Source organism: Streptosporangium roseum DSM 43021 (assembly GCF_000024865.1).
GTDB classification, from domain to species: Bacteria; Actinomycetota; Actinomycetes; order Streptosporangiales; family Streptosporangiaceae; genus Streptosporangium; species Streptosporangium roseum.
In genome coordinates this window covers 8,473,865-8,489,940 of sequence record NC_013595.1, presented here as the reverse complement: position 1 = coordinate 8,489,940, position 16,076 = coordinate 8,473,865, and the positions used below count along the sequence as shown (strand labels likewise).

At 71.4% G+C, this 16,076-nt stretch carries 15 protein-coding genes, 1 tRNA gene and 1 pseudogene; 6 read left to right on the top strand and 11 right to left on the bottom strand.

Annotation, left to right across the window (positions count from 1 at the left end; genetic code table 11):
* Nucleotides 1-41 precede the first annotated feature (41 nt).
* Nucleotides 42-1,418, bottom strand: coding sequence for a Cpe/LpqF family protein (locus SROS_RS46490; protein WP_012894089.1), 1,377 nt, complete (start codon nucleotides 1,416-1,418; stop codon nucleotides 42-44).
* A gap of 183 nt (nucleotides 1,419-1,601) precedes the next feature.
* Between SROS_RS46490 and SROS_RS46485 the strand changes: the two genes are divergently transcribed.
* On the top strand, nucleotides 1,602-3,365 hold the full coding sequence (locus tag SROS_RS46485) for a sensor histidine kinase (protein ID WP_012894088.1): 1,764 nt from the start codon (nucleotides 1,602-1,604) through the stop codon (nucleotides 3,363-3,365).
* Nucleotides 3,366-3,414: 49 nt separating this feature from the next.
* On the opposite strand, the gene SROS_RS37095 is transcribed toward SROS_RS46485, so the two are convergent.
* The 3 genes from SROS_RS37095 to SROS_RS37085 form a co-directional block, all read right to left on the bottom strand.
* On the bottom strand, nucleotides 3,415-4,374 hold the full coding sequence (locus tag SROS_RS37095; protein WP_012894087.1) for a WXG100-like domain-containing protein: 960 nt from the start codon (nucleotides 4,372-4,374) through the stop codon (nucleotides 3,415-3,417).
* Nucleotides 4,374-4,700 (bottom strand): hypothetical protein, encoded by a 327-nt coding sequence (locus SROS_RS37090; RefSeq protein WP_148269318.1) that lies wholly within the window; start codon nucleotides 4,698-4,700, stop codon nucleotides 4,374-4,376. Before SROS_RS37090 ends, SROS_RS37095 begins: the two co-directional genes overlap by 1 nt.
* Before the next feature lie 237 nt (nucleotides 4,701-4,937).
* Entirely contained in the window at nucleotides 4,938-5,759 is an 822-nt protein-coding gene (locus SROS_RS37085; RefSeq protein WP_012894085.1) for a spermidine synthase, read from the bottom strand.
* Between the two features lie 86 nt (nucleotides 5,760-5,845).
* On the opposite strand from SROS_RS37085, the gene SROS_RS37080 reads away from it, so the two are divergent.
* The 3 genes from SROS_RS37080 (at nucleotide 5,846) to SROS_RS37070 (ending at nucleotide 8,659) form a co-directional block, all read left to right on the top strand.
* A complete protein-coding gene (locus SROS_RS37080) occupies nucleotides 5,846-7,384 on the top strand; it encodes a penicillin-binding transpeptidase domain-containing protein (protein WP_012894084.1) in 1,539 nt (512 codons plus the stop codon).
* Between the two features lie 209 nt (nucleotides 7,385-7,593).
* Nucleotides 7,594-8,268, top strand: a complete 675-nt coding sequence (trhA, locus tag SROS_RS37075; protein ID WP_012894083.1) for a PAQR family membrane homeostasis protein TrhA — start codon at nucleotides 7,594-7,596, stop codon at nucleotides 8,266-8,268.
* 10 nt (nucleotides 8,269-8,278) lie between these two features.
* On the top strand, nucleotides 8,279-8,659 hold the full coding sequence (locus SROS_RS37070; protein WP_012894082.1) for a PPOX class F420-dependent oxidoreductase: 381 nt from the start codon (nucleotides 8,279-8,281) through the stop codon (nucleotides 8,657-8,659).
* 158 nt (nucleotides 8,660-8,817) lie between these two features.
* Here SROS_RS37070 and SROS_RS37065 read toward each other — a convergent pair whose 3' ends face one another.
* Nucleotides 8,818-10,017, bottom strand: a complete 1,200-nt coding sequence (locus SROS_RS37065) for a M20 metallopeptidase family protein (RefSeq protein ID WP_012894081.1) — start codon at nucleotides 10,015-10,017, stop codon at nucleotides 8,818-8,820.
* 114 nt (nucleotides 10,018-10,131) lie between these two features.
* Between SROS_RS37065 and SROS_RS37060 the strand changes: the two genes are divergently transcribed.
* Nucleotides 10,132-10,689, top strand: coding sequence for an HdeD family acid-resistance protein (locus SROS_RS37060; RefSeq protein ID WP_012894080.1), 558 nt, complete (start codon nucleotides 10,132-10,134; stop codon nucleotides 10,687-10,689).
* Nucleotides 10,690-10,833: 144 nt separating this feature from the next.
* Complete coding sequence (gene lat / locus SROS_RS37055; RefSeq protein ID WP_012894079.1) at nucleotides 10,834-12,135, top strand: L-lysine 6-transaminase; 1,302 nt, start codon at nucleotides 10,834-10,836, stop codon at nucleotides 12,133-12,135.
* 16 nt (nucleotides 12,136-12,151) lie between these two features.
* Here the strand turns inward: lat and SROS_RS37050 are convergent, their stop codons facing one another.
* From SROS_RS37050 to SROS_RS37030, 6 genes and pseudogenes are all read right to left on the bottom strand, one after another.
* Nucleotides 12,152-12,406 (bottom strand): helix-turn-helix domain-containing protein, encoded by a 255-nt coding sequence (locus SROS_RS37050; RefSeq protein WP_031167083.1) that lies wholly within the window; start codon nucleotides 12,404-12,406, stop codon nucleotides 12,152-12,154.
* A gap of 156 nt (nucleotides 12,407-12,562) precedes the next feature.
* Nucleotides 12,563-12,638: transfer RNA gene (locus SROS_RS37045), tRNA-His, on the bottom strand.
* Between the two features lie 75 nt (nucleotides 12,639-12,713).
* Nucleotides 12,714-13,316 carry an oligoribonuclease gene (gene orn / locus SROS_RS37040; protein WP_012894078.1) on the bottom strand — a complete coding sequence of 201 codons (603 nt, stop codon included), beginning with the start codon at nucleotides 13,314-13,316 and terminating at the stop codon, nucleotides 12,714-12,716.
* A gap of 22 nt (nucleotides 13,317-13,338) precedes the next feature.
* Nucleotides 13,339-14,199 carry an APA family fibronectin-binding glycoprotein gene (locus SROS_RS48910; RefSeq protein ID WP_245564420.1) on the bottom strand — a complete coding sequence of 287 codons (861 nt, stop codon included), beginning with the start codon at nucleotides 14,197-14,199 and terminating at the stop codon, nucleotides 13,339-13,341.
* 297 nt (nucleotides 14,200-14,496) lie between these two features.
* Nucleotides 14,497-14,598, bottom strand: a pseudogene (locus tag SROS_RS54640) (DUF2510 domain-containing protein); the annotation flags it as partial.
* 58 nt (nucleotides 14,599-14,656) lie between these two features.
* Nucleotides 14,657-16,063 carry a protein kinase family protein gene (locus SROS_RS37030; protein WP_012894076.1) on the bottom strand — a complete coding sequence of 469 codons (1,407 nt, stop codon included), beginning with the start codon at nucleotides 16,061-16,063 and terminating at the stop codon, nucleotides 14,657-14,659.
* Between the last annotated feature and the right edge of the window lie 13 nt (nucleotides 16,064-16,076).

Below are 16,076 nucleotides of genomic sequence, written 5' to 3'. Positions count from 1 at the left end.
GGCCTCGGAACCGCCCGGGCCGCATCCCCGGGCCTATCGGGTCATCCGGCCTTGACCAGGGCGAACGCGCCCCGGCTCAGGGAGATGAGCTCGGGGACGGTCGTGGCCTCGTTGAGCGCCGTCCGGGGGTCGTTGGTCAGGGCGGTGACCACGTAGGTCTTCCCGCCGGCCTTCCGGGTGGAGCCGGCGAGGTAGCTCAGGTCCAGGACGCCGGGCTCGGAGCCGCCCTTGAACCAGGGGGCCTTCCACTTCGCCGGGTCGAGCTGCAGGCCGCCGGCATTGGCCGACATCGCCTCGTGCAGCCGCCTGGAGTTCAGTGCGGCCAGGCCCGCGTAGGCGCGGCAGACGTCACGCGGGGAGCCGAACCACTCCAGCGTGCCGATCTCCCGGGGCCTGTCCCAGAACTCGATGTCCGACAGCGACTGCCTGGCGACCGTGCCGTCCAGGTAGGCGCGCTTCTTCGCGGGGCCGAGCGCGAGGTAGGACCGGGCCTGCTCGGGATAGTTCACGCCCTTGAGCAGGAACAGCTCGCGCGTGGTGAGGAAGGGGATGTTCCGCTCGGCGTGGCCGGACCACTGGCGCACCTTGGCCTCGACGGCCTTGCGCCCGACCGTGTGGAGGAGGATGTCGGCGGCGGTGTTGTCGCTGATCGAGATCATCAGCTTCGCGGCCTCGTGGACCGTCGTGGTGCTGTTGTCGGGGCGGTCCGCCAGGCCGCCCGCGCCGAGGCTCTTCCACTCGGGCTTGACGGTGAGCTCGGTGTTCCAGCTCAGTCCGCCGTCGTGGATCTTCTGGGCCACCGCGCCCAGCACGTAGAGCTTGAAGATCGAGCCCAGCGGCCGCGGTCTGTCCGGCGCCACGGCATGAATGATCTTGCACTGGCCCCGGGAGCCGATCTCGGCGGCGAGGAAGCCGACCTCGGGTGCGACCTTGCGGAGCCGGCCGTCGAGCTCGTTCCAGCTCCCGGGCGCCGGCGGCACGGGCACCTCCGGAGGGGCCACGCGCAGTGTGTCGATCTTTCCGTCGCCGTCCACGGAGATCGTGAGGACGAAGCCCTGCCCGGCGATCGTCACCTGGCCGACCAGGAGATCGGGCTTGACGGTGGTCAGCTTCTCCAGCGTCATCCCCTTGAGCTGCCCGGTGAAGGCGTTGAGGTCGTCGGCGGGGATCGAGGTGAGGAAGTCCGTACTGAAGTGCTCCTTGAGCTCGCTCTCGGCGATGGGCACCCTGGGCACGGCGTCGAGATACCAGCTCAGCTGCCTGCCGGCCGGGCTGTCGGGGATGACCGGGGCGGCCGTGACCGCCGGAGCGGCGGAGGCGGCCGCCGCCTGCCCGCCGCCCGCGAGCGTCGTCAGCGGGACGGTCGCGGTGACGAGCGCGAGGGCCAGGACGCGTGCCTGTCTGAACGGAAGTCGCACGGGAAACTCCTTGTCGGACTGCGGATCGCCGCCGCCTCTCCGGCGGCTCTGGTCCCAAAACTAGGTAGGGGCGCACCGCCGCGACACCCGGCCACCCTCCGTCCCGCGGGGTGCGGCAAACTGCAGCGGATGTGCGGACAACCCCATAGACGGCGGCTTCCGCGGCAGGTCACGCTGCGTTTCATGACTGGCGTACCCTCCTCCCGCGTGCTCGCCGCGTCGCTGGCCGCGGTGGCCGCGGCCGGGATCGTCGCGGGCGCGCTGCTGGAGACCGGCCTGCCCGCGCCGTTCAGCCAGTGGCTGTTCATCGCGGTGTGCCTGACCGTGCCCGCGATCGGCTGGCTCATCGCGGCCAGGCGCCCCGACAACGTGTACGGCTGGCTGCTGCTGGCCGCCGCCGGCTGCCTGGGCTCCGGCGCACTCGGCACCGCCCTCCTGCTGAGGGAGACCGTTCACGGCCCGCTCGCCGGCGTCGCCACCGTGCTCGCCTCGCTGTTCACCGTCTTCTACGGCCTGTCCTGGGTCTTCATCCCTCTGCTGTTCCCCGACGGGCGGCTGCCCTCGCGCCGCTGGCGTGCCGGGGCCTGGATCGCGGGGACGGCGATCACCGCTCACTGGGCGGGCGTCCTGCTCAGCCCCGACGAGCTCTACAGCATCTTCCCCTCCGGCAACCCCTTCGGCCTCAGCGGGACGGCCGGGCTGGTCGTCGCGGGCGTGGGCGGGCTGGGGCAGGTCGTGACCTTCCTGGTGGCGCTGGCGGTGCTGGTCTCCCTCATCCGGCGCCGGCGGCGGAGCGACCCCGCCGAGCGCCGCCGGCTCCGCTGGATGATCGCCGGGGCCGTGGGCACCCTGGGCGGCTTCGTGCTGATGGGTTTCTCCGATCCCCTGAGTCCCAATCCGGGGCTCTGGGGCGGGGGCCTCATCGCCCTGGCCTCGCTGCCCGTGGTGATCGCGGCCGTCGTTTTCCGGCACAACCTCCTCGACGTCAGGGTGGGGATCCGGGGCTCCCGGCTCTTCCTCGTCTTCGACCTGCGGCCCACGGTGGACGAGCTGCTGACGGAGCTCGGCCCGGCGCTGGAGGAGGCGGAGCCGGCGGAGCAGCTCGGCAGGCTGGCCGGAGCCGTACGGGCCGGGCTGGAGACCAGGTGGGCCGCCGTCGCGCTCGCGGACGGCACCCGGGTGGTGGCGGGCAGGGAGGACGGTCCGGCCGTGCTCACCGTGCCCGCCGGGCTGGGACACATCGCGTGCGGACCCAGGACGGCAGGGCGCTTCACCACCGAGGACCGCCGCCTGCTCGGGGCGCTGGCGGTGCCGATCGGACTGGCGATCCAGAGCGCGGGGCTGGCGGCCCGGCTGGTCAACGCGGAGGAGGCCGAGCGGCGGCGGATCGAGCGCAACATCCACGACGGGGTCCAGCAGCAGCTCGTGGCGCTGATCGCGGGGCTGGAACTGGCCCGGGCGACGGGCGGCGGCCCCGAGGGTCTGGCACTCCTGCGCGAGCAGGCCCGGCAGACGCTCACCGACCTGCGGGAGCTCGCGGCGGGCATCCACCCGTCCGTGCTCAGCCAGGGCGGGCTGGTGGAGGCGGTCGAGGAGCGCTGCTCACGACTGCCGGTGACCACGACCGTGGCGGCCGACGCGGAGCTGCGGGCACGGCGCTTCTCCGACGAGATCGAGGGCGCGCTGTACTTCACGGTGAGCGAGGCGATCGCCAACGCGCTCAAGCACGCCGCGGCCTCCCGGATCGAGGTACGGCTGACGCACGCCGGCGGGCGGCTCCAGGCGGCGGTCTCGGACGACGGGAAGGGCTTCGACCCGGCGGCTGCCGGACGGGGCGGGCTGGGCCCGCTGGCCGACCGGATGACCGCCCTCGGCGGGGGACTGGAGCTGGCCGGCGGGCCGGGGGAGGGGACGCGCCTGCGGGCCTGGGTGCCCGTCCCCGCCTGAAGGCGTCCAGGCGGAGGGGACGCCGGACGGCCCGGCCCGCGGGCGGCGGTCACTCCCGGGGCTTGCCCCTCTGGACCGAGCCGACCATGAGCTTGCTGATCAGCTGGTTCAACGTGGGCGCCAGATCCGTCCCGTCCTTGCCGCTCATCGCGTTGTTCGCGACGGTGTAGGCGTTCGATCCGATGTAGAACGAGGCGAAGTCCCCCAGGTCGTTGTCGAGCTTCTTGCCCAGGGGGCCGACCCGGGTGATGTCCCAGACGCCGAAGAAGACCAGGCAGGAGGCGAAGTCCTTCAGGGTCATCACCGCGTTGTCCTTGAACGAGCCGGGACCGTCACCGTAGGCCGCCTTGGCGCCGATCGCCAGGGTCGTGTCGGCGAGCGCGAAGAAGGCGCTGCCGGCCATGTACTCCGCCATCTTCTTGCGCAGGATCTCGGAGACGTATCTCTGCAGCAGCATCATCAGGTAGTCGATCTGGTACTGCCTGCGCAGCTTCTCCGCCGCCCATTTGATGGCGGCGGCGCCGGGGCCGCCGACCCACGGCCAGGCGCCGGCGAACGCCAGCTGCGCCATGCTGGTCGTCGCGATGACCATGAGCGCGTGCCGGGCCGCCTCGACCACCTCGGCGTACTCCTCGCACGCCTCCGCCACGCGCTCGGCGTGGGCGGACACCGCCTCGGCGTAGTCGGCGAACGAGAAGCTCGGGTTCGGGCCCTGGACGCCGGCCGGCATGGCACTGAAGAGGCCGCCCGACCAGAAGGCGCGGAAGGCCTCGCTGCCCGCGCTGGGGTGGTCCCGCCACACCCGCATGGCCACCGGCTGGATGTTCCCGGAGGAGGTGCTCACCAGCGCGCCGACCGACCTCCAGACGGCGGCGGCGTCGCGCGCCTTGTCCGGGTCGCCCTTGGGCCAGCGCTGGTAGACGTCGTAGAGGACGTATCCCATCAGGCCCGTCATGCCCACTCCGGCCAGCGCGCCCCGCGCTCCGGCACCGAGGTTCAAGGAGGCCATCACTCGGGGACCCTGGGCATCTCGCCGATGGTGCGCCACTCGGCGACCTCCACGTTCCTCCCCATGTCGTAGAGGCGGTCCCCCACCTGGACGTAGAAGAGCGAGATGGCGCTCGCCTCTGTCGCGACCCCCTCGACCATGGAGGCGTAACCGGGGAGGTCGGCGTCGCCGTTGTAGAACTTCGCGCCCGTGCTGTCGTCGCCCCAGAAGTTGCCCACCGCGAGGAGCTCGTTCATCTTCGCCACGAGGGCCCTGCCCAGCTCGCCGCCCTCGGTGTCGAAGGCCCTGGAGATGGTCGACTTGAGGTCGTCCGGGGCCACGTCCATCTGGCCGAGGGGCCCCTGCCAGGAGCGAGGAGCGGCGGCCGGACCCCGACCGGACGCGGGCGGAAAACCGTCGGAAGAATCTTGGGACATGCACCCTCCCGTGCTGTGAGCCATGGACACGGACCGCCGGTGACGGCTGCCGGAGCGACAGATAACAGTGTTTACCGGTCGGAAATACCAAGATTACACCGTCCGGGCCGCGGGGCGATCACCGGCCGGCGGCCGGGGGCCGTCCGGTCAGCCGAAGACTCCCGGCGGCGGGACGGGGACGACGACGGCGTCGCCGTCGTTGAGCGGCGGAGCTCCGGCGACGAACCTGGTCAGGTCCTCGCCGTACACGCACCGGGCCTGCGTGATGCCGCCGGCGGCCCGCCGGGTCAGGCCGGTGAGGGGCAGGCCGGCGCGGGAGGCGGCGACGATGAGGTTGCCGAAGCGGCGCCCCCGCATGACGCCGGGGTCGGCGAGCAGCGCCATGTGGGGGAAGGTGCCGCCGACGGTGGCGAGCACCCGACGGGCGAAGGCCAGGCCCTTGCCGTCGGCGATGTTGATCAGCAGGGTCCCGTCCGGGCGCAGGACGCGGGCGACGTCGCCCATGTACTCGGAGGTGGCCAGGTCGAGCGGCATCGCGGCACCGCTGAAGGCGTCCAGCACGATCAGGTCGGCCGAGACGTCCTGGAGTCCGGCGGTCGCCGTACGGCCGTCGAGGATCTTCACCTTGAGCCGGGGCACCGACTTCAGCCTGAGCTGGTCCCTGACGAGCTGGACGAGGCCCCCGTCCGGCTCGGCGACGATCTGCCGGGACCCCGGGCGGGTCGCCGCCACATAGCGGGGGAGAGTGCAGGCGCAGCCCCCCACGTGCACGGCGTCCAAGGGGCCCTCGTCGAGCAGGTCGATCACGGCGGCCATCAGCTGGACGTATTCGAAGTCGAGATAGGTCGGATCCTCCAGATCCACATAGGACTGGGGCACGCCGTCCTTGGAGATCACCCAGCCGGAGGGACGGTCCAGATCCCCGAGGAGCTCGACCTCGCCGAAGGTCACCGGATAACGGCCCGGCATCGGCCCCCTCGGTTCCCGCCTGACCATCACCTTTGATCCTCTTTCCTCTGATATACAACCCGGGGGACACCCTTGGGAGAAACCGTATGCGCAGTCGAGCGGTCCTCACACTCATCATCGTCGTTCTCGCCGTCATCGGCGCCGGGCTCTACGTGCTGGTGCGCCCCACGGGGGCGGAGAGCCGGCCGGTGGCCGGTCCCGGGGAGACGGCGACGGCCTATCTGGCGGCCTGGGAGGGCAGCGACCTCGGTGCGATGAGCCGCCTGGTCGCCGACGCGCCCGACGACTTCGCCGAGCGGCATCTCGCCTTCTCCCGCGACCTGGACATCGAGTCGCTGGACCTCATCCCGGGCACGCTGAGGCGGCACGGGGGACAGTTGGCCGAGCTGCCGTTCCAGGGGGTCAGGAAGATCAGGGACCTCGGGGCGTGGCCGTTCGCCTCGACGCTGCGGCTGGTCCTGCGGGACGGGCGCTGGAAGGTGCTCTGGGCGCCGGAGACGCTCCATCCGGCGCTGAAGGACGGTGGGCGGATCCGGCTGAAGGAGGTCCCGGGGCCCGCGGCCGAGCCGGTCACCCGCTCCGGCACGCGGTTCCCGCGCGACAGCGGGGCCGAGAGCTACTTCGGCATGCTCGGTGCCGACCTGGAGGGGGACGGCAGCGGCTACGCCCTGGAGGCGGTCCGGACGGACGGGACGGCCCGGGAGCTGGTGGCGTTCGCGCCGCCGTCCGCCAAGAAGATCCGTACCACCTTCTCCCGGCCGGTCCAGGCCGCGGCGGCCCGCGCGCTGGACGGCGTGGACAGCCCCGCGGCGATCGTCGCGGTCAAGGCCGACACCGGCGAGGTGCTCGCGCTCGCCGACCGGCTGGGCGGGGAACTGGGCGGGCAGGGCGCCATCCGCGGCCTCTACCCGCCGGGTTCGACGTTCAAGGTGGTCACCGCCGCCGCCCTGCTCTCCCGGGGCCTGACCCCGGACTCGCGGGTGTCCTGCCCCGCGACCTACACGCCTCCGAACGGCCGTCCGTTCACCAACGCCGGGGGACACGCCGCCCCCGGAACCACCACGCTGACCGGTGCCTTCGCGGTCTCCTGCAACACGACCTTCGTCGAGCGGTCGGTCCGGATGCTGTCGGCCGGCGGCCTGGTGGGCGCCGCCGAACTGTTCGGGTTCAACAAGGACATCGAGGGCCCGGGGGTCTGCGGCACCGTGAAGCCCCACGGGAGCGCCGACGAGCTGGGCGCCGACGCCATCGGCCAGAACTCGGTGGTGGCCAGCCCGCTCTGCATGGCCCTGGTCGCCGCCGCCGTGCAGGACGGTTCCTGGCACCAGCCGGTCATGACGGGACGGCCGGGTAAGGGCGGGAGGGGGGCCGCCCTGCCGCGGGACGTCGTCGCGGGCCTGCGCGCGATGATGCGGGCGGTCGTGTCGACCGGCACCGCCTCGTCCGCCGGTTTCCCCCCGGGTACGGCGGGCAAGACGGGGACCGCCGAAACGGGCGGGGGGCGGGAGCACGCGTGGTTCATCGGATACCACGGCAAGGTCGCCTTCGCCGTCCTGGTGAAGAACGGCGGGAGCGGCGCGGAGGCGGCGGTGCCCATCGCGTCGCGCTTCCTGCGGGCGCTCTGAAGGCGTCTCCGGGTCCATGGCGGATCGCCCGGCAGTGCTGAAGGCGTCTCCGGGTCCATGGCGGATCGCCCGGCGCTGACGGAGGCGTCCCCGGGCCACGGTGGATCGGCCGGCCCTGTCCGAGGACACCCCCCGGCCGGCGGCGGATCGCCCGGTTCTGTAGGGCAGATCACAACCTACGCTGTCGTAAGTTACGGTAGCGTAGGTTCATGACCACGACCGCTGCCGAGAGGTTCACGCTCCCGGAGTCGATCAAGCCTCGCCTCCGGGGCTGGCTGCACGCCGGAGCCCTGCCTGTCGCACTCATCGCCGGATTCGTCCTCGTGGCCCTGGGGCCTACGCTGCAGGCGCGGCTCGCCGCCGCGATCTACGCGATCACCTCCGGCCTCCTGTTCGGCATCTCGGCCACCTACCATCGGGGCACGCTCTCGCCGCGCCTGGAAGAGGTGTTGCGCCGTCTCGACCACGCCAACATCTACCTGATCATCGCGGGGACCTACACGCCGTTCGCGATGCTCGCCCTGGACGGGCCGGCCAGAGCGGTGGTGCTCGGCGTGATCTGGACCGGCGCGGTCGCCGGGGTGCTGTTCCGGGTGCTGTGGACCGGCGCTCCCCGCTGGCTGTCCACCGCCCTCTACATCGGCCTCGGCTGGACGGCCGTCTTCGTGCTGCCCCAGCTGCTGGAGGGCGCGGGGGCGGCCGCGGTGGCCCTGGTCTTCGTGGGCGGGCTGCTCTACACGGCGGGCGGGGTCGTCTACGGCCTGCGCCGCCCCGATCCCTCACCCCGCTGGTTCGGCTTCCACGAGGTCTTCCACGCCTTCACCGTCGCCGCCTACCTGGTCCAGTACGTAGCGGTGTCGCTGGTGGTCTACGCGGCGGCGTAATGTGCCGGGCATGACGACGATCGAGGATCTGAGCGCCGAGCAGTACGTCTGCCTGACGACGTTCAGGAAGAACGGGACGGCGGTCCCGACGCCGGTGTGGGCGGCGGCCGACGGCGATGCCCTGGTGGTCTGGACCCAGGCGGAGTCGGGCAAGGTGAAGCGGATCCGCGGCAACCCCGGGGTCGTCGTGGCGGCCTGTGACATGCGGGGGAACACGCGCGGCGAGCAGGTCGAGGGCCGCGCGCGGGAGCTGTCCGCCGGGGAGACCGAGCGGGTCCGCCGCCTGATCGTGAAGAAGTACGGCCTGACCGCCAGGGCGCTCATACTCGGCAGCAGGCTCCGCCGGGGCAGGGACGGCACCGTGGCCATCCGGATCGCCCCGGCGGGCTGAGCGCCCCGGGCCGGGGTCAGCCCGGGACGGGCCTCGGGGTTGGGCCGGGCCGGATCAGCTCGGGGCGGGCCTCGGGGTTGGGTCGGGCCGGATCAGCTCGGGGCGGGCCTCCGGGCCGGGTCAGTCCGGGGTGGGCCTCGGGCCGAGGCCGGGCCGGGTCAGTTCGGGGCGAGGCCGAGACGGCGTACCGCCAGCTCCGCGTAGAGCGCGGCGCCGTCGGGCAGCACGGCGTCGTCGAACCGCGCCCCGGGGGCGTGGTTGTAGGCGGCCTTGCCCGGGTCGGCGTCCGGCGGGCACGCGCCGAGCGCCACGAACGCCGACGGCACCTGGTCGGAGACGAACGAGAAGTCCTCCGAGCCGGTGAACGGCTGGGGGGCCTTGATGAACCGCTGCTCGCCGTACACCTCGCGGACGGTCGCGCCGACGAACTCGGCCTCGGTGCCGTTGTTGACCGTCACCGGGTAGTTGACCTGGTAGTCGGCCTCCACGTCCAGCCCGTAGGCGGCCGCGATGCCCTTGACCAGGGTCACCGCCCGCTCCTGGATCCGCGTGTGGGAGGACTTGGAGAACGACCGGATCGTCGCCTCGAACCGGGCCTCCTCCGGGATCACGTTGTCGGCGGTGCCGGCGTGGAAGCTGCCGACGGTGACGACCACCGGGTCGAACACGTCGAACCCCCGCGTCACCATGGTCTGCAGCGCGGTGACCATCTCGCACGCGACGGGGATCGGGTCCTTGGCCCGGTGCGGCGCCGAGCCGTGGCCGCCGGCGCCGCGCACGGTCACGACGAGCTTGTCGGCGGCGGCCATCATCGGGCCGCCTTTGGTGATGAACACCCCCCGGGGGAGCACCGCGCTGATCACGTGCAGGGCGTAGGCCGCGACCGGGCGCTCGCCCGCCGCGTCCAGCACCCCCTCGTCGATCATGATCTTCGCGCCGCCCTGCCCCTCCTCGCCCGGCTGGAACATGAAGATCACGTTCCCGACGAGCTGGTCCCGTCTGGCCGCCAGCAGGTGTGCCGCCCCGGCCAGCATGGTGGTGTGCAGGTCGTGGCCGCACGCGTGCATCCGGCCCTCCACCTGCGAGGTGACCTCCGCGCCGCTGTGCTCGGAGACCGGCAGGGCGTCCATGTCACCGCGGAGCAGCACGGTCGGGCCCGGCTGGGCGCCTCTCAGTACGGCCGTGACCGAGCTCAGCCGCTCGCCGAGCCGTATCTCCAGGGGAAGGCCCGCCAGCGCCGCCAGCACCTTCTCCTGGGTCCGTGGCAGATCGAGGCCGAGCTCGGGCTGCCGGTGCAGGGCGTGGCGGAGACGGGTCAGCTCGTCCCGCATGTCGGCGGCGGATTCGCGAAGGGACACGGGCACTCCTCCTGGCGATTGTGGGGCCTGGACGCACGATAGCCCTGATTTGACCGATTTGTGGTCTCGTGTTGGCGATCTTCTGGAAAGGAACCGATCACACGAGGAGGGCACATGGAAGAGCTGTCTCGGACCTGGTGGGTGTATCTGATCCGTGGGCTGTGCGCGATCCTGTTCGGCCTGCTGGCGATCGTCTGGCCGGGGATAACAATCTACGCGCTGGTCATCGTCTTCGGCGCCTATGCCGTCGTCAACGGGGTGTTCGCGCTGTTCAGCACGGGGCGCGGCGGCTCCCGGCTGTGGATGATCGTCTACGGCGTCATCAGCATCCTGGCCGGAATCCTGGCCTTCGTCTGGCCGAATATAACCGCGCTCGCCCTGCTGTTCCTCATCGCGGGCTGGGCGGTCGTCACCGGCATCGCCGAGATCGTGGCGGCGATCCGGCTGCGCAAGGCCATGGAGGGGGAGTGGATGTTCATCGTCAGCGGCGTGCTGTCGGTGCTGTTCGGCATCCTGCTGTTCGTCTGGCCCAGCTCGGGTGCGCTGGCCGTCGTCTGGCTCATCGGCACCATGGCCATCGTGTACGGCATCGCGCTGCTGGGGCTGGCCTTCAAGGTCAAGGCACTCGGCGCCCACCGGCCGGGGCCGGGGACCAGCCCGCGTGTCGCGTGACCAGCGCAGATCCATCACGCGACCATCGGGAAGCATCACGTAGCCACCGGAGAATCTTCACAAAAATCGGTCTGTATACGTAATGTCTCCATATGGATGCCTCGTTGACGGGGAATCATCTGTCCGACTCACTGTGGAGGGGACATGGACGTGCACGGCCGTCTCGCTCGCCATCTGCTCGTCGACGGCTACCGGCTGGAGCTGGACCTCGAACGGAGCCGGGGTTCCCGGCTCGTCGACGCCCGCACCGGCCGGAGCTACCTGGACTTCTACACCTTCTTCGCCTCGGCGCCACTGGGTGTGAACCCGTTCGACGACGACCCGGACTTCCTCGCCCTGCTCGGCCGGATCGCCGCGAACAAGCCCGCCAACTCCGACCTCTACACCAGCCACCTCGCCGACTTCATCGAGACGTTCAACCGGGTCCTCGGTGACCCCGAACTGCCGCACCTGTTCTTCGTGGAGGGCGGCGCGCTCGCCGTCGAGAACGCCCTGAAGTGCGCGTTCGACTGGAAGAGCCGGCACAACGAGATCAACGGCCGTTCCCCGGAGCTCGGCACCAAAGTGCTCCACCTCACCCGCGCCTTCCATGGCCGCAGCGGCTACACCCTCTCGCTGACCAACACCGACCCGGTCAAGACCGATCGCTACCCGACGTTCGGCTGGCCCCGGATCGAGGTGCCCGCCATTCATCTCGGCGACGTCGAGGCGGCCGAGGAACGGGCACTGGCCCAGGCGCGGGCGGCCTTCGAGCGCCACCCGCACGACATCGCCTGCTTCATCGCCGAGCCCATCCAGGGCGAGGGCGGCGACAACCACATGCGGGCCGAGTTCCTGCAGGCCATGGAGGCGCTCTGCCACGAGCACGACGCGCTGCTCGTCATGGACGAGGTCCAGACCGGCGCCGGGATCACGGGCACCCCATGGGCGCACCAGCAGCTCGGCCTCCGTCCCGACCTGGTGGCATTCGCCAAGAAGGTCCAGGTCGGCGGGGTCATGGCGGGCCGCAGGGTCGACCTGGTGCCGGACAACGTCTTCCAGGTCAGCGGCCGGATCAACTCCACCTGGGGCGGCGGTCTGGTCGACATGGTCCGCTCCCGCCGGATGCTGGAGATCGTGGAACGCGACGGCCTGATCCCGCGCGCCGGGGAGCTCGGCCACGGACTCCTCACCATGCTGCTGAAGATCCAGGCCCAGTTCCCGGAAGCGGTGGAGAACGTCCGGGGCCGCGGCCTCATGTGCGCCTTCGACCTGCCGGATCCGGCCGAGCGCGACCGCATGGTGTCCGGGCTCAGGTGCGACGAGGGCGTGCTCGTCCTGCCCTGCGGTGAGCGGTCGGTACGGCTCCGCCCGGCCCTGTCGGTCACTCCGGAGGAACTGGAGGAGGGCGCGGCCGCCATCGGGCGGGCGCTGGCGGCCTCCCGGGACCTGCGGCTGTCGGCCTAGAGGCGTCTCTCCCGCCTCACAGGCGCGGAGGATCCTCACGGGTGGCCCGTTCCAGCCAGAGGCCGATCGCGGTCACCCGTGAGTCCACGCCGAGCTTGGCGTAGATCCGGTTCACGTGGTTCTTCACGGTCTTCTCGCTGAGAAAAAGGTGCTGGGCTATCTGCCCGTTGGAGCGACCCGTGGCGATCAGCTCCATGACCTCGGTCTCGCGCCTGCTCAGGCCCGTCTCGACTCTGGGCTGTGCGTCGAACGGGGCATCGTCGACTCTCATACGGCCTCCGCGGCAGCAACACGGTCAGGTCGCCGAAACCCCCGGTCTTACGGCGTAGCGATAGCAGCGAGCATAACCCGCAATATCCATTTTTGGTGGGTAAGTCGAAAGTGAGGAAAAACAGAACGGCCGGTCCCGCAGGACCGGCCGTTCTTCTGGGGTGAGCGAGGGGACTTGAACCCCCGGCATCTAGGACCACAACCTAGCGCTCTGCCAACTGAGCTACGCCCACCATGTCTGCCGCAGCAGCACATGAAAAGTGTAGCGGTTTCTGGGAGTCGTTTCGCACCAGGTTTCCGGCGGCGGATCAGGTGGCGCGGGTGGACACTCCCTCGGCCAGCTTCCGGGCGGTGGCGGAATCCGGGCCGGGCTGGGCCACGAAGACCGCCGCGCGGTAGTAGCGCAGCTCACGGATGCTCTCGGTGATGTCGGCCAGAGCCCGATGACCGCCCTGCTTCTCGGGCGAGGCGAAGTAGACCCGTGGATACCACCGGCGGGCGAGCTCCTTCACCGAGGACACGTCGATCATGCGGTAGTGCAGGAACATGTCCACGGCCGGCATGTCGCGCGCGATGAACGAGCGGTCGGTGGAGATGGAGTTGCCGCACAGCGGCGCCTTCTTCGGCTCCGGGATGTGGCCCTTGATGTATTCGAGCACCAGTGCCTCGGCCTCGGCCAACGTGACACCGCCGCCCAGCACCTCCAGCAGGCCGGAGGCGGTGTGCATCTCCCGGACCACCTCCGACATCTGCTCCAGCGCCTCGGGCGGAGGCTTGATGACCACGTCCACACCCTCGTCAAGCTGGTTCAGCTCGCCGTCGGTGACCACGCAGGCCACCTCGACAAGCGCGTCCCGGCCGAGGTCGAGCCCGGTCATCTCACAGTCGATCCAGACCAGCAGGTCACTCATAGCCTTCAGGGTAGTACTCCCTTCAGGAGAGCTTGAGCGAGTCGAGCACTCGGTCGACCACTGAGACGTCCAGGTTGTCGGGCACGGACACGTACACCAGCCCCGGGCGCGCGCCCGCCCCCCGGTCCACGATCACGAAGGCGCCCCGCTCCTTCTTCCACTTCCAGCCGTTGGCCTTGGACTCCTTGGAGAAGTCCAGGTCGAACATCAACAGCCACGCGTCCTTGCCGTCCACCTTGATGGCCTTGTCCTGCACGATCTTCCGCCCGTGGGTGGGACTGTAGAAGGACTCCTCGGTGGCGTGCAGCAGTGTCGCGGCGGTCGCCCGCATGCTCGGGATCCCGTCGTAGCCGAACTTGTCGGGCAGCTCGCCGACGAAGACGTTGCCGCTCCAGTTGTTGCCCTGGCCGTCGTAGTTCTCCTGGGAGGTCGCCAGGGCCGCGCTGGTCCACATGAACTCGAGCGGACCGCCGCCGACGCTCTCGGGCACCCTCCACGGGGCCCCCGGGAATTCGTAGGACAGGCCGGTCACGGGGTCCTTGAGACGCCCGCCCTCCGGCTGCGGCAGGCCGGTGGCGCGGTCCGGCTGCTCGGGGGACGGCGAAGCCGGCGGATCGGGCGTCGGCTGGGAGGTCGGTTCCTGCGTCGTCGCCTCCGGGGCGGGGGTGGGGTCGCCGGCGACCAGCCGGCCCCGGGGATCGAACAGGAACATCGCGGCGACCACGACCCCGATGATCGCGATCACCACTGCGCCGCCGCCCAGGATCCAGGGCCAGGGGCTGCTCCTGCGCGGAGGCGCCCCGGCCGGCAGGCCGTACCCGCCCGCGGGCATCTGCATCGTGGTCCCGTGCGGGGGAACGGAACCCCACTGCGGCTGCTCCACCTGGGCCGCCCCCGGCCCTTGGTGCTGGACGGAAGGCTGGTTCCACGGACCTGTGGACCCGGACGGCTGGGATGACGGACCCGTCTGCCCGGAAGGCTGGTTCCACGGACCCGTCCCCCCGGACGGCGGCCCGGACGGCTGGTTCCACGGACCTGTGGACCCGGACGGCTGGGATGACGGACCCGTCTGCCCGGAAGGCTGGTTCCACGGACCCGTCCCCCCGGACGGCGGCCCGGCCTGCTGGGGTGACGGCCCGGTCTGCGGCGTCTGGTGCGTGCCCTGTCCGGCGGGGGCGTCCGCCGGGTGGGTGGCGTCAGTCCACTGGTTGCCGTCCCACCATCGCAACTGTGGCGAACCGTAGGGGTCGGGATACCAGCCGGAGGGGGTCTGCGTGGTCATGGCCGCCAGAGTAGTAAGAACCGGTTTGCCGTGCATTGTGGACCTTGATGGCGATATATCAACACTTAAAGTTAAAAGTCGCCTTGTCCTGGAGCTTCTTGCCCTCAGGCAGCGGAGAGAGCAGCCGGAGAGTCGCCGTTCCCTTGAAGCTCCCCTCCCCCTTGACCGACCACTGGAGGATCACCTCGTGCGAGGTCTTCCCGGACGCCACGGTGTCGGTCTGCTCGATGGTGTCCTTGCGGTCGCTCCGCTTCCACTGGTAGCGGATCTCTCCGGCCGAGCCGTTGGTGGTGAGCAGGCCCTTGATCTTGACGGTCGCGCCGCACCCCTGTGTCTTCTTCGGCGCGACCACGTCCAGCCCCGTCACCGCCAGCGGGACCGCCGAGGAGCGGAGCAGCCAGGCCACCAGGGCGGCCACCACCATCAGCGCGAGGATCGCCGAGGAGACGGCCGCACGGCGACGGCGCCGCCGGGCCGGGGCGCCCAGCACCCGGAGCCTGTCGGAGGGGGGCTCGGTCTGCTGCTGGTCCCGGCCTGCCCGCCAGAGCTGGGCGGCGGTGGTCTCCACGGGCACACCGGGACCGAACCGCATGACCACGTCCTCGGTCCGGCTCTCGCCGCTCCTCGGCACGTGCAGCAGCGTGACGATGTCGCCCTCGTCCGGAGCGGGCAACGCCGGTGCCGGCGGCGGTGCCGACGCCTGCCGCCCGTCCCGGGCCCGCACGTCGTGTGCCGCCCACAGGTGCAGGGTCTCCAGCAGCCTGTCCCGGGTGTCGAACCCCGGCGGCAGCAGGTCGCGCCCGGTGATCAGGACGTCGCGGGCCGGGGCGAGCCCGTGCGTGGAGGCCGTCGCCGCCGCCCGTTCGAACAGCCCGGCCGCCCCCGGTGAGGACGCGGCCCAGCTCGCGGCCAGGCCCCTGGAGAGCGAGGACCAGGCCGCGACGTCACGTTCCGGCGCGGGGGGACGGCCGTGTATCGCGTCGGCCAGCCCGCGTTCGACGAGCCGGGCGGAACCGTCCGCGGCGATCACGACGGTGCCGGGGTGCAGCGCCCCGTGGGCGAGCCCGGCGGCGTGCACCGCCAGCAGCGTCTGCGCGATCTCCACCAGGACGCCGGCCGCGCTGCCCGCGTCGGGCCGGGGGACGCCGGGCGTCTCGGACAGCAGGTCGGCCACGGTCGGGTTGACCGGCTCCGCGGTGAGCAGCCAGACCTCGCCCTGCGCGGCGATCAGGTCGGCGATCGGGACCAGCCCGGTCACGCCGGCCTGGGCCAGCCCGCGGTCGGCGATCACGGCCCCGGCCAGGCGCTCACGTGTCGCGGGATCGGCGATCAGCCGTGGGTCGAAGCTGAGCGCGCCCGCCGGCCGGCCGTCGGCGGCGACCGCCGACGACCAGGTTCCCAGCTCGTCGGTCCAGGTCCGGTGGGTCAGCCGGAATCCGGCCAGACCTCCCCGGTCGGTGTTCACGATGGTTCCCGTC

Coding starts and splice junctions, on each gene's coding strand:
- SROS_RS37050 (WP_031167083.1), bottom strand. CDS start 12,406: ATGAGAGTCGACGATGCCCCGTTCGACGCACAGCCCAGAGTCGAGACG.
- lat (WP_012894079.1), top strand. CDS start 10,834: ATGGACGTGCACGGCCGTCTCGCTCGCCATCTGCTCGTCGACGGCTAC.
- SROS_RS37060 (WP_012894080.1), top strand. CDS start 10,132: ATGGAAGAGCTGTCTCGGACCTGGTGGGTGTATCTGATCCGTGGGCTG.
- SROS_RS46485 (WP_012894088.1), top strand. CDS start 1,602: ATGACTGGCGTACCCTCCTCCCGCGTGCTCGCCGCGTCGCTGGCCGCG.
- SROS_RS37070 (WP_012894082.1), top strand. CDS start 8,279: ATGACGACGATCGAGGATCTGAGCGCCGAGCAGTACGTCTGCCTGACG.
- orn (WP_012894078.1), bottom strand. CDS start 13,316: ATGAGTGACCTGCTGGTCTGGATCGACTGTGAGATGACCGGGCTCGAC.
- SROS_RS37080 (WP_012894084.1), top strand. CDS start 5,846: ATGCGCAGTCGAGCGGTCCTCACACTCATCATCGTCGTTCTCGCCGTC.
- SROS_RS37095 (WP_012894087.1), bottom strand. CDS start 4,374: ATGGCCTCCTTGAACCTCGGTGCCGGAGCGCGGGGCGCGCTGGCCGGA.
- SROS_RS37090 (WP_148269318.1), bottom strand. CDS start 4,700: ATGGACGTGGCCCCGGACGACCTCAAGTCGACCATCTCCAGGGCCTTC.
- trhA (WP_012894083.1), top strand. CDS start 7,594: ATGACCACGACCGCTGCCGAGAGGTTCACGCTCCCGGAGTCGATCAAG.
- SROS_RS37085 (WP_012894085.1), bottom strand. CDS start 5,759: ATGCCGGGCCGTTATCCGGTGACCTTCGGCGAGGTCGAGCTCCTCGGG.